This is a genomic window from Limnohabitans sp. B9-3, from assembly GCF_002778325.1.
Lineage (GTDB): Bacteria > Pseudomonadota > Gammaproteobacteria > Burkholderiales > Burkholderiaceae_C > Limnohabitans > Limnohabitans kasalickyi.
The window spans coordinates 124,363-144,832 of the sequence record NZ_NESI01000007.1; the positions used below are offsets into that span (position 1 = coordinate 124,363).

At 58.1% G+C, this 20,470-nt stretch carries 2 protein-coding genes; both read left to right on the forward strand.

Annotated elements, in window-relative coordinates; all coding sequences use genetic code 11:
• Positions 1-188 precede the first annotated feature (188 nt).
• Entirely contained in the window at positions 189-14,945 is a 14,757-nt protein-coding gene (locus B9Z42_RS11890) for a VCBS domain-containing protein (RefSeq protein ID WP_100133610.1), read from the forward strand.
• A 154-nt stretch (positions 14,946-15,099) separates the two neighbouring features.
• Complete coding sequence (locus B9Z42_RS11895; RefSeq protein WP_158235952.1) at positions 15,100-20,247, forward strand: S-layer family protein; 5,148 nt, start codon at positions 15,100-15,102, stop codon at positions 20,245-20,247.
• Positions 20,248-20,470: the final 223 nt, after the last annotated feature.

The window sequence follows — 20,470 nt, forward strand, 5'->3', positions numbered from 1 at the left end:
GTACACACCATGTTAAGAAAATTAAACCAAGTCACATCGACTAAAGCGCCAAAGCGTACTTTTCGCAGTGTCCGCATTGATTTTTGAATGACCTTTAACAAAGCTTAATACAACGAATTGCCTCGTTTCGCAAGAATTTACGCCATTCGAGTCGTTTCACTTCTCTCTCATTTCTAGGCAGCCAAATCATGAGCACAACCTCCACTAACCTCTCCAGTACAAACCTCATTGCAGGCTTGTCTACAAGAGACTTGTTTGCGTTGGACAACCTGCGGGCTTTTTCCCCAGGTGTGGCCGTGTGCCAAGAAAGTGATGCCCGAACAAGCGGTGGTGCCATCAACGCGCAAGAAATACAAGACGGAACCGTGATAACGATCTCAGTGGCGGGCGGTGGTGCCAGAGTCGGCGACAGATTGCGAGTGGTCATTGACGGCAGCATTGCTGTCGATCACATCTTGACCGCCAACGACATCAACGGCATCAACGGCAGTTCGGCCTCCAAAGGCATCGCCAGAGTGACCGTGACTGCTGAGGTTTTGTTGGCTTTGTCGCAAGGCGCACATTACGTGACCTCACAAATCTCGTACCTCAGCGGTGCGTTTGCTGGCATGCACAGCAGAGTCAGCTTAGCCAGGGGTATTTTTAACATCGACACCGTTGGACCCGATGTGGTGGTCACCTCGTTGGGAGACGACCTCAAAACCGCAGCAGAAGCGACAGACCCCGCTGGCATCATGACCGTGCAAAGCGAGGCCAATGCCACCTCCACGGTCACCTTTGTGGGTCAAAACGGGCAAGTCATCAAAAACATCACCCACAACGGCACAGCCAAGCCTGTCGTGCTCACAGCCGCAGATTTGGTAACTTTGGGTAACGGCCCTGTTGAAGTGACCACCGTCACCAAAGACAAAGCCGGCAACATCATCACTAACCCCGACGTGGCAGATGGCGACTTCACGCTCGACACCATCGCTGCCGTTGCCGTGGCAGACGAGGTCAACGCCACAGAAGACGTGGTCAGCACAAGCGCCAACGTGGGCAGCAACGACACCAACAAAGACGGCTCAGAGACTTACAGCTTGGTCGGCAGCGCCACAGGCCTCTACGGCACGTTGGTGCTCGGTGCCAATGGCGCATACACCTACACCCGAACGGCTAACTTAGATGCCATTCAAGCCACCGTCACGGACACCTTCACCTACAAGGTCACGGATGCAGCGGGCAACACCACGCAAAGCACGCTCAAAATCAACATGGCCCCCGTCAACGACGCCGCGGTCATCAGTGGCAACGTGGCAGGTGCAGTGACTGAAGCAGGCGGCGTAGCCAACGCGATTGCTGGCACACCAACTGCTTCGGGCACATTGACCTCAACAGACGTCGACGGCACAGTCAATGCATTCACGGCAGTGGCATCGGGCACAGCCAGCACCAGTGGCTACGGCACTTACGCCATGACAGCAGGTGGCGTGTGGACCTACACGCTCAACAACGCCAACACGACAGTGCAAGCCTTGGCAGCAGCAGCCACGCTAACCGACACCTTCACAGTAACGGCAGCCGATGGCACGTCCAAGGTCATCGCCGTCACCATCACGGGAAGCAACGACACCGCCACCATCACCGGCACAGCGACAGGCGCAGTCACCGAAAACGCCGCCGTTAGCACCGTGGGCGGCACCCTGACCGTCTACGATGTGGACACAGGCCAAGCCGTCTTCCAAACGCCTGCCAGCTTGCTCGGGACCTACGGTTCATTCACCTTGAACACAACAACAGGTGTGTGGGCCTACACCTTGGACAACACCAAGCCAGCCGTGCAAGCGCTCATCGCTGGGCAACAAGTGACAGACAGTTTGTTGGTCAAGAGCCAAGACGGCACTGCCACACAAAACTTGCTCGTCACCATCACTGGCATCAACGATGCCACCCTCATCTCCGGCATCACCACAGGTGATGTGATCGAGGCTGGCGGTGTGGCCAACGCCATTGCAGGCACACCAACTTCCACGGGCACCTTGATCGGCACCGATGTGAATGGTCAAGGCCTAGCGTTCACTGCAGTGGCAGCAGGCACCACCAGCACGGGCGGCTACGGCACTTACAGCATGACCGCTGCAGGCGTGTGGGCTTATTCGCTCAACAACAGCAACACCGCTGTGCAGGCCTTAGCCACGGGTATCACACTCACCGACACCTTCACCGTCAGTGCGGTTGACGGTACGACCAAAGTCATCTCGGTCACCATCACTGGCACCAACGATGCCGCCATCATTTCTGGTGCCACAACGGGTGCCATCCTCGAAGGCGTTGTCAGCACATCCGGCACCCTCACATCCACTGACGTGGACGGCACCGCCAACGCGTTCACCGCAGTTGCAGCAGGAACTACCACCCTTGGCGGTTACGGCACTTACGCCTTGTCACCCGCGGGTGCGTGGACTTACAACCTGAACAACGCAAATGCCACCGTTCAAGCTCTCAGCCAAGGCGCGACATTGAACGATACGTTCACCGTGGCTGCTGCCGATGGCACGCAGCAAGTGGTGACTGTGACGATCACAGGCACCAACACAGCTGCAGTTATCTCGGGTACAACAACCGGATCAGTCATCGAAGCCGGTGGCGTGGCCAACGCGATTGCGGGCACGCCCACGGCCACAGGCACACTCACTTCCATAGACGTTGACGGGGTGAACAACGCCTTCACCGCTGTAACAACCAGCACCACCAGCACAAGCGGCTACGGTGCATTCACCATGACAGCTGCTGGTGTGTGGACCTACACGCTCGACAACAGCAACACCACCGTTCAAGCCTTGGCAGCCTCTGCCACGCTGACCGACACCTTCACCGTCACATCAGCAGACGGCACCGCCAAAGTGGTGACCGTGACCATCACCGGTGCCAACGACGCACCCGTGGTGGCTGCAGCCATCCCTGACCAAATCGCTGTTCTGGGTACTCCCTTCAGCTACACCCTGCCCGCAGGCACCTTCAGCGACCCTGAAGCCACGCTCACCTACACCGTCACACGCGGTGACGGCACGGCGTTGCCAACCTGGGTGACCTTTAATGCCGCCACACGCACCTTCAGCGGCACACCCACCGACACCATCGACTTCAACATCAAAGTCACTGCCAGCGATGGCACGGCCAGCATCAGCGACGCCTTCTTGGTGGGCATTGCCCCTGTGGCCAGCAGCGCGGCCATCACCAGCAGCACAGGGATTCAAAACAACTTCTTGAACGAGGGAGACACGGTCACCGCTACCGTTAACTTTGGTGAGAAGGTCTACATCACCGGCACGCCACAGATCACGCTCAACATGGGTGGCACGTTGGTTCAGGCCGACTACGTCAGTGGTTCGGGCACCAATGCCATTGCCTTTAGCTACACCATCTTGGCGGGGCAGACCGATGCCAACGGCATCAGCATCAATGCGAACTCGTTGGACTTGAATGGCGGCACGCTTAAGGACGCTGTTGGCAACAACGCCACCCAAAACTTTGCGTTGGTTGCCGACAACATCAGCTACAAAGTTGACACCTCGGCACCTGTGGCTGTGGCCGACGTCAACAGTGGCACAGAAGACATCACCACGTTGACGGGCAGCGTGGCCACGAACGACACCAGCAAAGACGGTAGCGAGACCTACGCGATGGTGGGCAGCGCTATGGGCACCAAAGGCAATTTGGTGCTTAACCCCAACGGCAGCTACACCTACACGCGCACAACCAGTGCGGATGAGATTTTGGCCAACCTTGATGAAACCTTCACTTACTCGGTGACGGATGCAGCAGGCAACACCACGCAAAGCACGCTCAAAATTACGCTGTCGCCGGTCAACGATGCGGCTGTCATCAGCGGAAACGTGGCCGGTGCTGTGACCGAAGCAGGCGGCGTGGCCAACGCCATCGCTGGCGCACCCACTGCTACTGGCACCTTAACCTCTGCCGATGTGGACGGCGTACCCAACTCGTTCATCGCAGCGCTCGCAGGCTCAGCGACCGCAGGCGGCTACGGCACCTACGCCATGACCGCTGCAGGCGTGTGGACTTACACGCTGAACAACGCCAACACGACCGTGCAAGCTTTGGCCGCAGGTGCAACCCTCAATGACACGTTCACCGTGAATGCCGCAGACGGCACGCCCAAGGTCGTCACCGTCACCATCACGGGCGCCAATGACGCTGCTGTCATTGCGGGAACCAGCACAGGTGCCATCACAGAAGATGCACCCACCAACACGGCCAGCGGCACACTGACAGTGACCGATGTGGATGCAGGCCAAGCGGCCTTTCAGACGCCTGCCTCACTCGTGGGCACCTACGGCACTTACACCTTAGACACCACAACGGGCGCTTGGGGCTACACACTGGACAACACCAAAGACTCGGTGCAAGCCTTGGCCGTTGGCCAGCAAGTGACAGACACTTTGGTGGTGAAAAGCCAAGACGGCACGGACACAAAAAACGTGGTGGTCACCATCACAGGCGTCAACGACGCCCCCATTGTCGCCAACCTGATCGCAGACACAGCTGGCCTTGAGGGCACAGCCCTGAGTTACACCGTGCCTGCCAACGCCTTCACCGACGTCGACAACCCCACGCTGTCCTACACCTTCGCTGTGGTTGACGCCAACGGCACAGCCCTCGCGACGCAGCCCACTTGGCTCTGCTTCAATGCGGCCACACGCACGTTCTCAGGCACGCCACCTGCGGGCGCCGCAGGCACGGTGTTCGTCAAAGTGACGGCCAGCGATGGCAGTCTGAGCGCCAACGACACGTTCAACATCGTGGTCACAGCACCCGACAACATCGCCCCCACCTTGGTCGGCAGCAACCCGAGTGACAACGGGTTCATGATGGCCGTGGGCAACAACATCATCCTCAACTTCAGCGAAGCTGTTGCCAAAGGCACAGGACTGATTCAGTTGTTCAAAGCCGATGGCACTTTGGTGCAAAGCTTTGATGCCGCCACCAGTCCATTGGTGACTGGATGGGGGGGGAGCAACCTGACCATCAACCCCACAGCCAGCTTGCTGGCCAGCACCGGCTACTACATCAAGGTCGCACCCACCGCCGTCAAAGACTTGGCAGGCAACGCTTATGCCGGCATTGCGGATGCGACCACGTTGAACTTCACCACAGCCGATGCGAGCGGTGCCATTGGGGTGCCTGCCAACGGCATCATGGCTATTGAAGACTTGTCCACCATCGGTGACTTCAACGGCGACGGCTACGACGACTTCATTGTGGGCGCAGGCATCAATGGCTCCTCAGAGGGTGCTGCTTTTGTGGTCTATGGCAATGCCAATGGCACCGTGCCTAACTTGAGTGCCGGCAGCATTGCCGCCAGTGCGGGCTTCAAAATTGTGTCGGGCCAGACGGGCGATTACTTGGGTATCGCGGTCAACAGTGCAGGCGACACCAACGGTGACGGCCTCGCCGATTTGGTGGTGACCGCGAAATATGGCGATGCGTCGTCTCGTGAATCGGCTTATGTGGTTTTTGGCAAAAGCAACGCCAGCACCGTGTTTGCGACAGGGTTGAACGTTGGCACGGGTTTCACAGCCAACATGGGTTACCAGATCAAAATCGATGAAAGCTATTGGGGGCATGCGGTCAGCAATGCAGGCGATGTCAACGGTGATGGCTTGAGCGATTTGCTAGTGACTTCTGATTTCAGTGCCTCACGGAATGTGTATGTCATTTACGGCAAAACAGGCAATCAATCCGTCACCCTGACGTCCTACACCCAGTTCACCCCCGACATGGGCTACAACGTTTTGAGCAGTAACGTGACGGATTTGGGGCAATCTGTCTATGGGGCAGGCGATGTCAACGGTGATGGTTTGGCTGACTTCATTGTGAGTGCGCCCAACAACGTGACCAATGGGCGTGGCATGGTCTATGTGGTGTATGGCAACAACACCGGCACGTCGGTTCAATTGAACGCCACCGATGGCATTGCAGCCAGCCAGGGTTACAGAATTTTGGGTGACACGGGCAACAACAGCTCGTATTCGCGTTTTGGTTTTGCCGTCTCCAGTGCCGGCGACGTCAACGGCGATGGCCTGGCCGATGTGATGGTCAGCTCACCATATCAACCCGGTACGGTCGGTGGTGCCGTGTATGTCGTGTACGGCAACAGCAGCGGCAACGTGTTGGACATTGACTTGGCCAACAACTCAGGCTTGCTTGCGGCTTCGCGCGGTTTCCAGATTTCCAGTGCACTGGTTGGTGACTTCCTCGGACCTTATGGCAAGGACATTGCCAGCGCGGGCGACATCAACGGTGATGGCTTGAGTGACATGATCATCAGTGGTCGTGACGACAACGGCAGCACCGCTGCCAGCACCTATGTGGTGTATGGCAACGCCAGCGGCACCAACGTGGCCATCGATGCCAGCGGCAACATCGCGGCCAGCAACGGCTTCAAGCTCAAAGGCGCCGTAGGTTTTGCCGTGGCCAGTGCGGGCGACATCAACGGCGATGGCTTGAATGACCTGTTGGTATCGGCCAGATTGGGCAGCACAGCCAGCTACAACGTGGTGCTGGGCGGCACGCAGTGGGTGACGGCTGCGCTGGACGGTGCAGGCGCCTTCGCGGGCACATCGGGCAGCGAAGCCTTGATCGGCTCTGCGGGCAACGACACCATCAACGGTGGTGGTGGTGTGGACCGTTTCTTTGCAGGCCGTGGCGACGACACCATCGTGCTGACGTCCAGCGACATCGCCAATTTGCAAAACAACAGCACGGGCCAGACCGCCAAGACCACGGTCAGTGGCGGCACAGGTTTTGACACGATTCGCCTGAGCGGTGGGGCCAGCCTGGACCTGCTCAAGGTCAGCAACGCGGCGGCCATGGGCATTGACGAGACCAGCCGCATCGAAGGCATTGAGCGCATTGACATGGCCACGGATACAGCGGCCAACGTGCTCAATATTTCAAACAAAGACGTCAACGACATGGCCGGGTTCAACCAAATTCGAATTGGCAGCGCCAGTGCGGACGGCAAGACCTGGATCAACTTGAACGGCGGCACGGCGCTGGCCGCGACCACGCGTTTTCATCAAATGGTGATCGACGGCGGCAGCAACGACACGGTGGCACTCACGGCCAATGGCGGCGCATGGTCCAACGTGGGCGTGGTCAGCAACGGCACGACCCAATACACCGTCTACCAAAACACCGCGACCAACTCGCAGTTGCTGGTGCAGCAGGGTGTGACGGTGGACACCCAAGCCCCAACCCTGTTGTGGAGCACGCCCGCCGACAACGACTATGTCAACACAGCCAATTTGGGCAACAACATCACGCTGCAGTTCAGCGAGAACGTGGTCAAGGGCAATGGCTTTATTCAGTTGTGGAACAAGACCACGGGCCAGCCCGTGCAAGCGTTTGACGTGAGCAGCAGCACGCTCGTCACCGGTTGGGGCACCAGCACCTTGACGATCAACCCCACAGCCAACTTGGCGGCTGCCACCGATTACTTCATCAAGATCAGTGACAACGCCATTCAAGACAGCGCAGGCTTGGCTTATTCGGGCATGAACAGCGACCTTCAGCTGAACTTCTCCACCCAATCTGCAAACAGCAGCTATGCAGTGCCTTCGTCCTTCACGAGTGCAGCTTCGACCGACGCGTATTTGCGCTCGGTGGGCACAGCCGGGGACTTCAATGGGGACGGTTACGACGACTTGCTGGTCGGTGTGGCGGGTTCAACGCAGTCGGGCGTGTATGTCATTTACGGCAATGCACTGGGTGAAGGCTTGAATCTGGACAAAGATCCGGTCATGAGCAACGGTGTGATTGCGGCCGACCAAGGCTTCAAAATTCATGGCGCTGATTACCTGGGCACATCGGTGTCTGGCATTGGCGACGTCAACGGCGACGGCTATGCCGACGTCTTGATCGGTGCCAGCTCAGACAGCCAGGGCGGTAGCAACGCCGGTGCGGCTTTTGTGGTGTACGGCAGTGCCGACCCTGCTGCGCTGAACCTCTCCAGTGGCACGATCGCCGCAGCGCGTGGCTTCAAGGTCACAGCAGGCTCCGCATACGGCACGCTGGGTGACAGCGTCTCTGGCGTGGGCGACGTGAACGGTGACGGTATCGGCGACTTCGTCATGGGCTATGCAGGTGCCAACGCCGGCGCTGGCAACGGCGCAGCTTATGTGGTGTACGGCAAAACCAATGCCACATCCTTGACCTTCGGCACTGATGGCAGCATTGCCGCGACAGATGGTTTCATGCTCACGGGGGCTGTGAGCGAGAATGCCGGCTTCTCGGTGTCGGGCGCCGGTGACGTGAACGGCGACGGCCTGGCCGATGTGATCGTCAGTGCCAACGGGGCATTGACGAATGCGGATGGCGCAACGTATGTGATTTTTGGCGGCGCAACGGGCGGCGACATGAGCGCGCTGGTTGCCGCAGGCAAAGGGTTCAAGATCGCGGGTTTAACCAACAGCACCGGCTACCAGTTGGGCACCAGCGTGTCCAGCGCCGGCGATGTCAACGGTGACGGTTATGCCGACTTGATCGTGGCCACCGACACGGACCAAAGCTACACCGCTGCCTATGTTGTTTACGGCGGCGCTGCCCCCACCAATGTGAGTCTGGCAGCCAGCACCATTGCCGCAGCAAAGGGCTTCCGCATTTTGGGCAACACCGCCAATGGCGCAGGTTTGGGCCAGGTCTCAGGTGCGGGCGACCTCAACGGCGACGGCTTTGCCGATGTGATCGTGGGTTCCACCAACGGTTCGTCTTATGTGGTCTACGGCAAAGCCACGGGTGCTGAAGTCAGTGTGAGCACGGGCATCATTGCCGCATCACAAGGCTTCAAGCTCACTTACTCGACCAACACCACCTCAACCACCGCCAAAGCGGTGTCGTTTGCGGGTGACTTTGATAGCGATGGCTTGACCGACTTGGTGATTGCCGATGCTACCGATTTTGGAAATTCTCAAACCTACAAAATCGTCTTCGGTGGCACGCAGTGGCTGACCACACCGGTCATCGGCAATGGCGCTGTCACAGGCACTGCAGCGTCTGAGGCCATCCTCGGCTCGACCGCCAACGACACCCTGACAGGCGGCGGCGGTGTGGACCGTTTCTTTGCGGGTAAGGGCGATGACACCATCGTGCTCTCCTTAAGCGATGCAGCCAACTTGGCTGACAACACCGTTGCAGCCGCGAAAGCTTCTGTGAACGGTGGCTCGGGGTTTGACACGATCCGCATGAGCGGTGGTGCCAGCTTGAACTTGAGCACCATCAGCAACGCAGGGGCCATGGGCTTGGAAGAAAACAGCCGCATCGAAAGCATCGAACGCATTGACTTGGCCAACGACACCACCGCCAACACCCTGATGCTGGCGGCCAGGGACGTCAAAGACATGGCGGGCTTCAACATCATCCACACCGGCTCGGTCAGTGCCGACGGCAATACTTGGAAGAACGTGACCGGTGCGGCGTTGAGCGACATCACCAAGTTCCACCAGCTGGTGGTGGACGGTGGCAGCAACGACGCTTTGACTTTTGCCGCCGACACCGGTTCATGGACCAACGTCGGTACTGCCACCCAAACTGTGGCCGCTACCAACAGCACCACCACTTACACCGTCTACCAAAACAACGCCACCAACTCCCAGGTGTTGGTGCAAGCGGGTGTCGGCGTGACCACGCCCCCCGTGCTGGTGTCCAGCACTCCGAGCGACAACGGCTACATGCTGACCTTGACCAACAACATCACGATGACGTTTGACCAAGTGGTGCAGAAGGGCACGGGCACCATCGGCATTTACAAGACTTCGGACAACACACTGTTAGAAACCGCCTACGACGTGGTCAGCAGCGGCTTGGTCACCGGTTGGGGCACGAACACCCTGACCATCAACCCGACCGCCAACTTGACCGCGAGCACGGGTTATTACGTCAAGGTGTCCAACACCGCTGTGAAAAACGCAGCGGGCGCGACCTTTACAGGCATCAACGATGCCACCACCCTCAACTTCAGCACGGCAGCGGCCGATGGGAGTGTGTCGGCTGGCACAAGCTATGTCGGTGCAGGCGGCAGTAATTTGGGCTTCACGGTTTCGGGCGCGGGTGACGTGAACGGCGACGGCTTTGGCGACTACCTCGTAGGTGCCCACGAAACACACAGTGCCTTTGTGGTGTATGGCAATGCCAGCGGCTTGGGCATGGATTTGGCGGGCGGGACCATCCCGGCTTCTAAAGGCTTCAAAATTTCGGGAGGCTATTCAACGGGCTACTCGGTGTCGGGTGTGGGCGACGTCAACGGTGATGGCTATGACGACGTGTTGGTGGGCATGAGGAGCTCCACCTTCGTACCCACGGCCTACGTGGTGTATGGCAACTCGATTGGAACCAATGTGTCGATCTACCCCAGTAATGAGATCCCATCCAGCTTGGGTTTCACAATTTCTGGCGCTCCCGGTTCGTATGTGGGTTACTCGGTATCGGGGGCGGGTGACGTCAACGGCGACGGCTTGGCCGATTTGGTCGTGGGCGGCCCGGGCTCAGGCGGCGTGCCCGTGATGTATGTGGTGTATGGCCGCGCAGGCAGTGCGGCTGTCAACCTGTCTTCGGCCACCATTGCTGCGAGCGACGGCTTCAAAGTGACCAGTCGAGTCGATAGCGGATTTGGCAGCATTGTGTCTGGTGCAGGTGATGTGAACGGTGACGGCTTGGCTGACGTGATCGTGGGTGCCAACATCATCGGCAGTGCGTATGTGATTTATGGCAACTCAACAGGCACGGCTGTTGACGTCATGTCTGGCTCAATCGCTGCAGGCAGTGGCTTCAGGATCGTGACGGCGCAAGGGGCTAATTCTTTTGGGCTCAGTGTCTCTGGCGCAGGCGATGTCAACGGTGATGGCTTGGCCGACGTGATGGTGGGTGACAGAGTCAACAACAGCGTTTATGTGGTGTATGGCAACACCATGGGGGCCACGGTGAACATCAACAGCACAGGCGGCATTGCCGCCAGCAGTGGTTTCCGCATTGCAGGCACGTCAGACAGCCTGGGTTTCACGACGTCAGCTGTGGGGGATGTGAACGGGGATGGCCTGGCCGACGTGTTGGTGGGGCCCTACCAGAACGTGGGTTATGCGTATGTGGTGTACGGCAATGCCAGCGGCAGCACGGTGAACATCTCCAGCAATGGCAGCATTAACGCGAGCAACGGTTTCAAGATCACAGGTGCCAGCACCGGTTACTTTGCCTATTCGCTGTCCGGTGCAGGCGATATCAACGGCGACGGCTTGAGTGACCTCATCATGGGGTCATTGGGCAATGGTTACAGCCTCGTCCTCGGCGGCACGCAGTGGGTGACGTCTGCCGTGACCGGCACTGGCACAGTCACGGGCGGTACGGGGGCCGAAGCCATCATCGGCTCGGCCGCCGCTGACACCTTGACCGGTGGCGGCGGTGTGGACCGTTTCTTTGCTGGCCAGGGCAACGACACCATTGTATTGACGGCCAGCGACGTGACCAACCTCGCCAACAACACGACGGGCCAAACGGCCAAGGCCACGGTGAGTGGCGGTGGTGGCTTTGACACGATCCGCCTGAGTGGCGGTGCGGGCTTGAACCTGAGCAGCATCAGCAACAGTGGCGGTATGGGCTTGGAAGAAAACAGCCGCATCGAAAGCATCGAGCGCATCGACCTGGCCACCGACACCACCGCCAACGCGCTGGTGCTGGCCGCCAAAGACGTGAAAGACATGGCGGGCTTCAACCTGTTCCGCACCGGCAGCGCCAGTGCAGACGGCAAGACTTGGACCAACGTGAATGGCGGCACCGCCCTGAGCGCGATCACAGCATTCCACCAACTGCAAGTGGACGGTGGCAACACCGACAGCTTGGTGCTCAACACGCATTTGGGTGTGTGGACCAACGCGGGCACCGTGAACAACGGCACCAGCAATTACACGGTGTACCAAAACGATGCCACCGACACGCAGGTCTTGGTGCAAGCGGGCGTGAGCGTGGTGAATGCACCTGTCATGTTGGCATCGAGTAACCCAGTGGCCAACGGCTATCTGATAGCGCTGGGCAACAACCTCTCGCTGACCTTTGACCAAGCCGTGCTGCAAGGCACGGGCACCATTCAGCTGTTCAACAGCGCAACGGGCGCTTTGGTAGAAGGCTTTGATGTGGCCAGCAGCTCGCTGGTGACAGGCTGGGGCACCAGCACGCTGACCATCAACCCGACCGCAGATTTGACGACCAGCACCAGCTACCACCTGAAAGTGACCGACAACGCGGTGCAAAACGCGGTGGGCAGCACGTTTGCGGGCATGGCCGATGCGACGACGTACCGTTTCTCAACGGCAGCAGCCGATGGCAGTGTGGCTGCGAGCGGTATCGCCGTTCAAGCCAACTCGGGCACTGTGGGCGTCACCAGCGCTGGTGACGTTAATGGGGATGGCTTTGACGATGACCTGGTCAACGTGGGTAGCACAAACACTGCTTATGTCATTTACGGCAATGCCACAGGTACACCGGCTGACCTGAGTGCCGGCACGGTTGCCGCCAGCAAGGGTTTCAAAATCAGCACGTACGCAGCCATGTCTGCTTCGGGCGGCGGTGATTTCAACGGCGATGGCTTGGACGATTTGCTGGTGACATCGAGCGGCAACACCTTTGTGGTTTACGGCAGCAGCAATGCCGCGTACACCGGTGTGAACCTCAGCAGCGCAACGCCCAGCATCGCATCGAGTTTGGGCTACCAAATTGCAACGGGTGGTCAGGTCGTATCGGGTGCAGGCGATGTGAACGGCGATGGTTTTGCCGATTTCATCACTGGAGGCGCCAACGGCAACATCAAAGTCATCTTTGGCGCAGCCAGTGGCGTGACCCCGTCGGTGACGGGTTTCAACATCACGTCGCAGTCACACAGCGTCCTTGGTTACATCTATTCTTTATCCGGTGCCGGTGATGTGAACGGTGATGGCTATGCAGACATCATTGTGGGTAATTACCCAAGCGCCAGAGCTTTTGTCATTTACGGCAATTCAGCAATGAATCAATCGCTGAACTTGAACACCAATAATCCCGCTCCCAGTGCAGGTTTCACCATTTCCTATGCTTCTGGATCCAACGAAAACTTGGGTCATGACGTGTCGAGTGCAGGGGACGTGAACGGTGATGGATTGGCTGATCTTTTGGTCACTACAAGCAACTCTGTTACTACAAGTTCTGTTTATGTTGTTTATGGCAATTCCAGTGGAACCAATGTCAGCATCACGCCTGGTTCGATCGCACCCAGCCATGGTTTTGTCATTTCAGGTCCTACGGGGAGTTGGTTTGGTAGCCGTGCCTCCAGTGCGGGCGATGTCAACGGCGATGGTTTGGCCGATGTGATTGTTCAGGGCCGCTCGGGTGATCCAGGTTTTGCTTATGTGGTGTATGGCAATGCAAGCGGAACATCGGTGAGTGTGACCAGTGGCTCGATTGCAGCAAGTCAAGGTTTCAAAGTGACAGGATCCGCACTCGGTCAGTTTGCAACCACCGTGTCCAATGCCGGCGACATCAACGGCGATGGTTTGGCCGATCTCATTGTGGGGGGCAACGGCGCGGGTGCGACGTACAGCGTCATCCTCGGCGGCACGCAGTGGGTGAGCAACGCGGTGTCTGGCACCGGCACAGTCACAGGCACCAGCGCAGCCGAAGCCATCATCGGCTCGACCGCCGCCGACACCTTGACGGGCGGCGGTGGTGTGGACCGTTTCTTTGCAGGCATGGGCAACGACACCATCGTGCTCGCGGGCACAGATGTGACCAACCTCTCGGCCGCCACAGGTGCTACACGCGGCACCATCCACGGTGGCGGCGGCTTTGACACTCTGCAGGTGTCGGCAGCCGGCGTGAACCTGAACCTGACTACCGTCAGCAACGCAGGCGCGATGGGCCTGGAAGAGAACAGCCGCATCGAAAGCATCGAGCGCATTGACCTGGGCGCCGACGCCGTCGCCAACACGCTGACGCTGACGGCGCGCGATGTGAAAGACATGGCCGGTTTCAACCTAATCCGCACCGGCTCGGTGAGTGCAGATGGCAATATGTGGACGGGCTCGGCGCTGGGCACGACCACCAAGTTCCACCAGCTGGTGGTGAACGGCACAGCCTCCGACACGCTGGTGTTGTCGCCAGATGCAGGGTTCTGGACCAACGCTGGCACGGCCAACAACGGCACCGACAACTACACCGTGTATCAAAACGCGGGCACCAACAGCCAGGTGCTGGTCAAGTCAGGCGTTGTGGTGACCAACAACGACTCGGTCGCCCCCGTGGTGCTCGACTTGAACCGCGATGGCCAGCTCAGCTACGGCCAAGTGACGATGGACGTGAACGGCGATGGCCAACTCGACCACACCGCTTGGGCCGGTGCACAAGACGGCGTGTTGGTGTGGGACAAATACCAAGACGGCGTCGTGCACGACAACAGCCAATACGCCTTCACGCAATACGGTGGCAAGACCGACCTGCAAGGCTTGGCTGCCGCGTTTGACACCAACCACGATGGCGAATTCGACGCCCGCGATGCCAAGTTCTCGCAGTTCTCGGTCTGGCAAGACGCCAACCAAAACGGCGTGAGCGACGTGGGCGAGGTGCACACCTTGGCTGAGGCGGGCATTGCCTCTGTCCACCTCACCAGCGACGGCGTGGCCCGTAACCCTGCCGATGGCGTACACGAAGCAGGGCGCACCACGGCCACGACCACCGACGGTCAAAACGTGTTGGTGGCGGATGCCGCGTTTGAGTTCCACACGGCTGCGGCGGCCAACGTGTTGCGCTTTGACGACGTGTTGCCTGCCCCCGATTGGCAAGCGCACGACATCACCAGCGCGCATGTGTCGTACTCGCTCAACAGCACCAGCGCTTTGACCGACGAGTTGATGCACAGACTCGCCGTTTAAGTTAAACCCAGGGTGTGTCCATTCAAAGAGCCCACGTCCTTCACACAGGGACGTGGGCTTTTTTACAACATTTAATACAACGAATTGCCTCTTTTCATAAGAATGCATGTCGTTCGCCTCCCTATCACTGTCACCCATTACAGGCCGTCACATCATGAGCACCACACCTTCTAGCCCCACAAACTTAAAACTTCTTGGTGGCTTGTCCATGAACACGCTGTTTCAGTTGGATAACCAGCGGTTGATTTTTTCCCCTGGCGTTGCTGTGTGTATGGAAAGCAATGCCAAAACCAGTGGCGGCGCCATCAACGCCCAAGAAATCGTAGACGGTACCGAGATCACCATCTCTGTGGCCGGTGGCGGTGCCCGCGTTGGCGACGTCTTGAGGGTGGTGATTGACGACAGCGTGGCCATCGATCACGTCTTGACGGCCAGCGACATCAACGGCATTGCAGGCAATCCGGCCACCAAAGGCATCGCCAAAGTCATCATCCCGCCAGAGGTGTTGCTGTCGTTGTCGCAAGGCAAGCATTTCATCCAATCGCAAATCTCTTACCTCAGCGGCCCCTTTGCCGGTATGGCCAGCGGTGTCAGCTTCGCCAAGGGCATCTTCGCCATCGACACCGTCGCTGCCATTGCTGTGGCCGACAGCAACACCGGCACCGAAGACGTCACCACCTTGACCGGCAACCTCAGCACCAACGACACCACCAAAGACGGCAGCGAGAGCTACGCCCTTGTGGGCAGCGCCACGGGCCTCTACGGCACCTTGACGCTCAACACCAACGGTACTTACAGCTACGCACGCACCGCCAACTTGAATGCCATCCAAGCAACGGCGGTGGACACCTTCACCTACAAAGTGACCGACGCCGCTGGCAACAGCACCACCAGCACGCTCACCCTCAACATGACGCCCGTGAACGACGCCCCCATCGTCGCCAACCTGATCGCAGACACCACCGGCACCGTTGGCACAGCGCTGAGTTACACCGTGCCTGCCAACGCTTTCACCGACGTCGACAACCCCACGCTGTCCTACACCTTCGCTGTGGTTGACGCCAACGGCACAGCCCTCGCAACGCAGCCCACTTGGCTCAGCTTCAATGCGGCCACACGCACGTTCACAGGCACGCCGCCAGTGAGCACCGGCACCGTACACGTCAAAATGACGGCCACCGATAGCGGGAACCTCAGTGCGAGCGATATCTTTGACATCGTGGTCACTTCACCTGAGAACATCGCGCCCATCTTGGTCGGCAGCAATCCGAGCGACAACGGTTACGTGGCCTATGCCAACGTGGACCAAAACCTCACCCTAACCTTCAGCGAAGTGGTCAAAAAAGGCACGGGCCTCATCAGCTTATACAAATCCGATGGCACTTTGGTGGAAAGTTTTGATGCGGCCAGCAGCAGCTTGGTCACCGGTTGGAACGGCATCACGCTGACCATCAACCCAACCGCTGATCTGTTGGCTGGTACCGGCTACTTCATCAAGATCGCGCCCACTGCCATCAAAGACTTGGCGGGCAATGCCTATGCAGGCATTGCGGATGCAACCACATTGAACTTCACCACGGTCAATGCCGATGGCAGCATCATCCCAACAGCGACATCGGGTACTGGTTATGTCGTCTCCAGCGCAGGTGACGTGAACGGTGACGGGTTTGACGATGTGATTGTGGGCGCTCCCACCCTGCAAAACGAACCCTACACGGGCTCATATTTGGCCGGCGGTGCCTATGTGATTTATGGCAACGCCGCTGGCACTTTGCCTGCTTTGCCAATGAACACCGCGACTGGCGTTAACGCGAGCATCGCTGCCAGTGTGGGCTTCAAAATTTCATCGGCCGTTAGTGCTGATTCCAGATTTGGTGCGACTGTCTCGGGCATTGGTGACATCAACGGCGACGGATTTGATGACGTGATGATGGGCGGTGGTGGCACCTCCGCTCGTGCCTATGTGGTTTACGGTGGCATCTCAAATACGGGTGTTTCGATTGACGCTTCGGCCAACATCAACAACAGCCAAGGCTTCAAAATAGCTTTAGCTTCGGGTTTTGATTCCACAGCAGCCTTTGGTTCAGTCGTGACGGGTCTGGGAGATGTCAACGGTGATGGTGTTGCTGATTTTGGCGTGCCAATCAGTCAGACTTATTCCTACGTTGTTTATGGCAACAAGACTAACCAAAGCGATCTCTTTGCCAACGATCTGAACACTTACGCCATTGACCCCAGTCGGGGTTACCGCATGGCTGGTTTGGTCACAGCTGTGGGGGACATGAACAAGGACGGCATTGCCGATGTTGTGTCGACCACCTACAACAGTCTCGATAACTCCTACGGCGCGGCGGTCTACTACAGCAATGCCAATGGCACCGCCAACACCACGAACGTGGCGTACAGCATCACAGGAACCATTTCGAATTCACCGATGAGACAAGTGACGTCGATGGGCGATGTGAACGGAGACGGCATCGCCGATTTGGCAATTTTGTCTACCAATCAAGTTTATGTGGTGTATGGACAAACCAGCACCACCAGCGTGGCGCTTTCTTCGCTCAGTCCGTCGCAGGGTTTCACTATTTCTTTACCAACAGGAAATAGCCAATACGACTGGATATCGTCGGCGGGCGATGTCAACGGTGACGGGTTTGCAGACGTGATCATTGGCAAGCAAAACAGTGGGGCCAATTACGCCATGGTGGTGTATGGCAATGCAACAGGGACCAATGTGCAGCTCGGCTTTACAAATGATAGTGGCACAAGCAACGTACATATCCTCAATGAAGACAGCATCGCCTCTTCGCAAGGCTTCAAGATTTCAAGCCCCGTTGGAGCGTCCATAGGCTACAGAGTTTCCAATGCAGGTGATTTCAACGGCGATGGTTTGGCAGACTTGATCGTAGGGGGCTTGCCCACTCAGGACGGATCGTTTGGCATTGTGTTAGGCGGCACCCAATTTGTGACCAATGCCGTGCAAGGCAGCGGCACGGTCAACGGCACCAGTGGCTCAGAAGCGCTGTTCGGTTCGACAGGCAATGACACCCTCACAGGCGGTGGCGGTGTAGACCGTTTCTTCGCAGGCGAAGGCAACGACACCATCGTGTTGACGGGCAGTGACGTGACGAATTTGGGCAACGTGGCAACCGGACAAACCGTCAAAGCCAGTGTGGATGGTGGCGGCGGTTTTGACACGCTCCAACTCAGCGGGGGGGCAGCACTGAACTTGACCGCCATCAGCAACGTCGGTGCCTTGGGCTTGGAGGAAAACAGCCGCATCGAAAGCATCGAGTGCATCGACATGGGCACTGACGCGGCAACCAACATGCTGACCCTCACGGCCAAAGACGTCAACGACATGGCGGGCTTCAACAACATCCACTTGGGCGGCACCACTGCCAGCAACGCAGATGGACGTGTGTGGACCAACGTGACAGGTACGGCCTTGAGCGCGACCACGAAGTTTCATCAATTGGTGGTGGATGGCTCCGCCAGCGATGTGGTGAACTTCACCAGTGAGACGGGTTGGACAAACGCAGGCATCGTGAACAACGGCACCAGCAATTACACAGTCTGGCAAAACACGGCGAAGAACTCACAAATATTGGTTCAGTCCGGCGTCACGGTGGCCAGCCCCCTGAGCTTCGCCTTGGGCACTGACACGGGCATCAGTGCGTCTGACTTCATCACCAAAAATGGCACGATGAATGTGAACTTGTCAGTGGCAACCGACACTTGGTCCTACTCGACCAACAGCGGCACGACGTGGACCGCCGGTTCTGGCACCAGCTTTGTGGTCGGTGCAGGTACCTACGCGGTCAACGCCGTGCAAGTGCGTGAAAACGGCGCGGGGGGTCAAACCATAGCCAAATTTGCCAATGCCTTGACCGTTGACATGGCGGCACCCACCGTGGCCGTCACCATGTCTGACGTCGCATTGGCATTGGGTGAAAAGTCCACCGTCACCTTCCAGTTCTCTGAAAACGTGGCGAACTTTGACATCAACGATGTAGCCATTCAAAACAGCGTAGGCGGTGCAGGCGCGGGCGGCTTGTCTGCCTTGACCAAGGTGAGCGACAGCAAATGGACAGCCGTCTACACCCCCACGACAGAAGCCAACACGACGGGTAACCAAATCGTGGTGGCCTTGAATGGCTACAACGACGTGGCGGGTAACAACGGTGCCTCGGGGCAGGCCACTTTCAGCGTCGACACCCGTTTCTCGACGTCTCTCACCGCGGGTTTTTATGGCACGACCTCGTCGAGCTCGAGTGCCAATGGCAGCGTCACCACCAACGCCGTCATCGTCGACTATTGGAATCCAGCATGGCAGGGCGATACGATCACGACGTATAAAAATGGCTCACAGATCGACTCATTCACCATCAGTGGCGCCACCAACAGCAAGTCGTTGGGTAATTTGGCCGCGAGCCCTGGCGATACGTTTTATTCCACCATCACGCACAACGGCACCACTTACAACTTGTTCAACATGATCAAGGTCAACCCAGGCACTGCCGGTCTCACCAGATACGACAGTCCCTTGGTGCTGGACTTGAACGGCGATGGCGTGCAGACGGTGGACATGGCGCAGGGCACGATGTTTGACTTGCAAGCCACAGGCGTGGCACAGACCACCGGCTGGGTTGACGCGCACGACGGTTTGCTGGCCATGGACTTGAACCACGATGGCAAGATCAGTAGCGGCGCAGAGCTGTTTGGCAACTACACCTTGTTGGCCAATGGGCAACAAGCCGCAGACGGTTGGGCCGCGTTGGCGCAGTACGACAGCACCGGCGACGGCAAAATGGATGCGCAAGACACAGCGTTTGACGCGCTCAAGGTTTGGCAAGACGGCAACGGCAACGGCCTCACCGATGACGGCGAATTGCGCAGCCTGAAAGACGTGGGTGTGACCCAAATCAATTTGGGCCACGACAGCACCATCACGCAGCAAAACGGCAACCTCTTGCAAGGCGTTTCTAGCTACACCACCACCAACGGCACAACGCATGAAGTGGTCGACGCTTGGTTCCAAACGGTGACCACCGCATTTGACGCTCAACAAGACGATGTGTTTGATGCGCGTGAGGCCCTTCCCTTACCCAAGGTCGACGTTGCGCAAGCGTCAGCGCCCATCGTGGTCACGCGCTTGGAGGGCGACAGTGTGTTGCGCTTTGACGACGTGCTGCCTGCCCCAGATTGGCAAGCGCACGACATCACCAGCGCACATGTGTCGTACTCGCTCAACAGCACCAGCGCTTTGACCGACGAGTTGATCCACAGACTGGCCGCTTAAACCGCGAGACAGGGGGCACGTTTGCCCCCCCTCATCTTTTTCACGAATTGGACTTTGACCAAGCCCAGTCGTGAACTTGCGCCCTGTTGTTTCTGTTTGTCACTGTACGTAAATTTCGGCATATTCGACAAAAAACTACATTTAAGTATTAATTTGTTGTTGATTTTGATATTTACGGTGTACTATCCTGTCTGCGATTAATTGGTGGTATTTTGTATTCAAT

Coding starts and splice junctions, on each gene's coding strand:
- B9Z42_RS11895 (WP_158235952.1), top strand. CDS start 15,100: ATGAGCACCACACCTTCTAGCCCCACAAACTTAAAACTTCTTGGTGGC.
- B9Z42_RS11890 (WP_100133610.1), top strand. CDS start 189: ATGAGCACAACCTCCACTAACCTCTCCAGTACAAACCTCATTGCAGGC.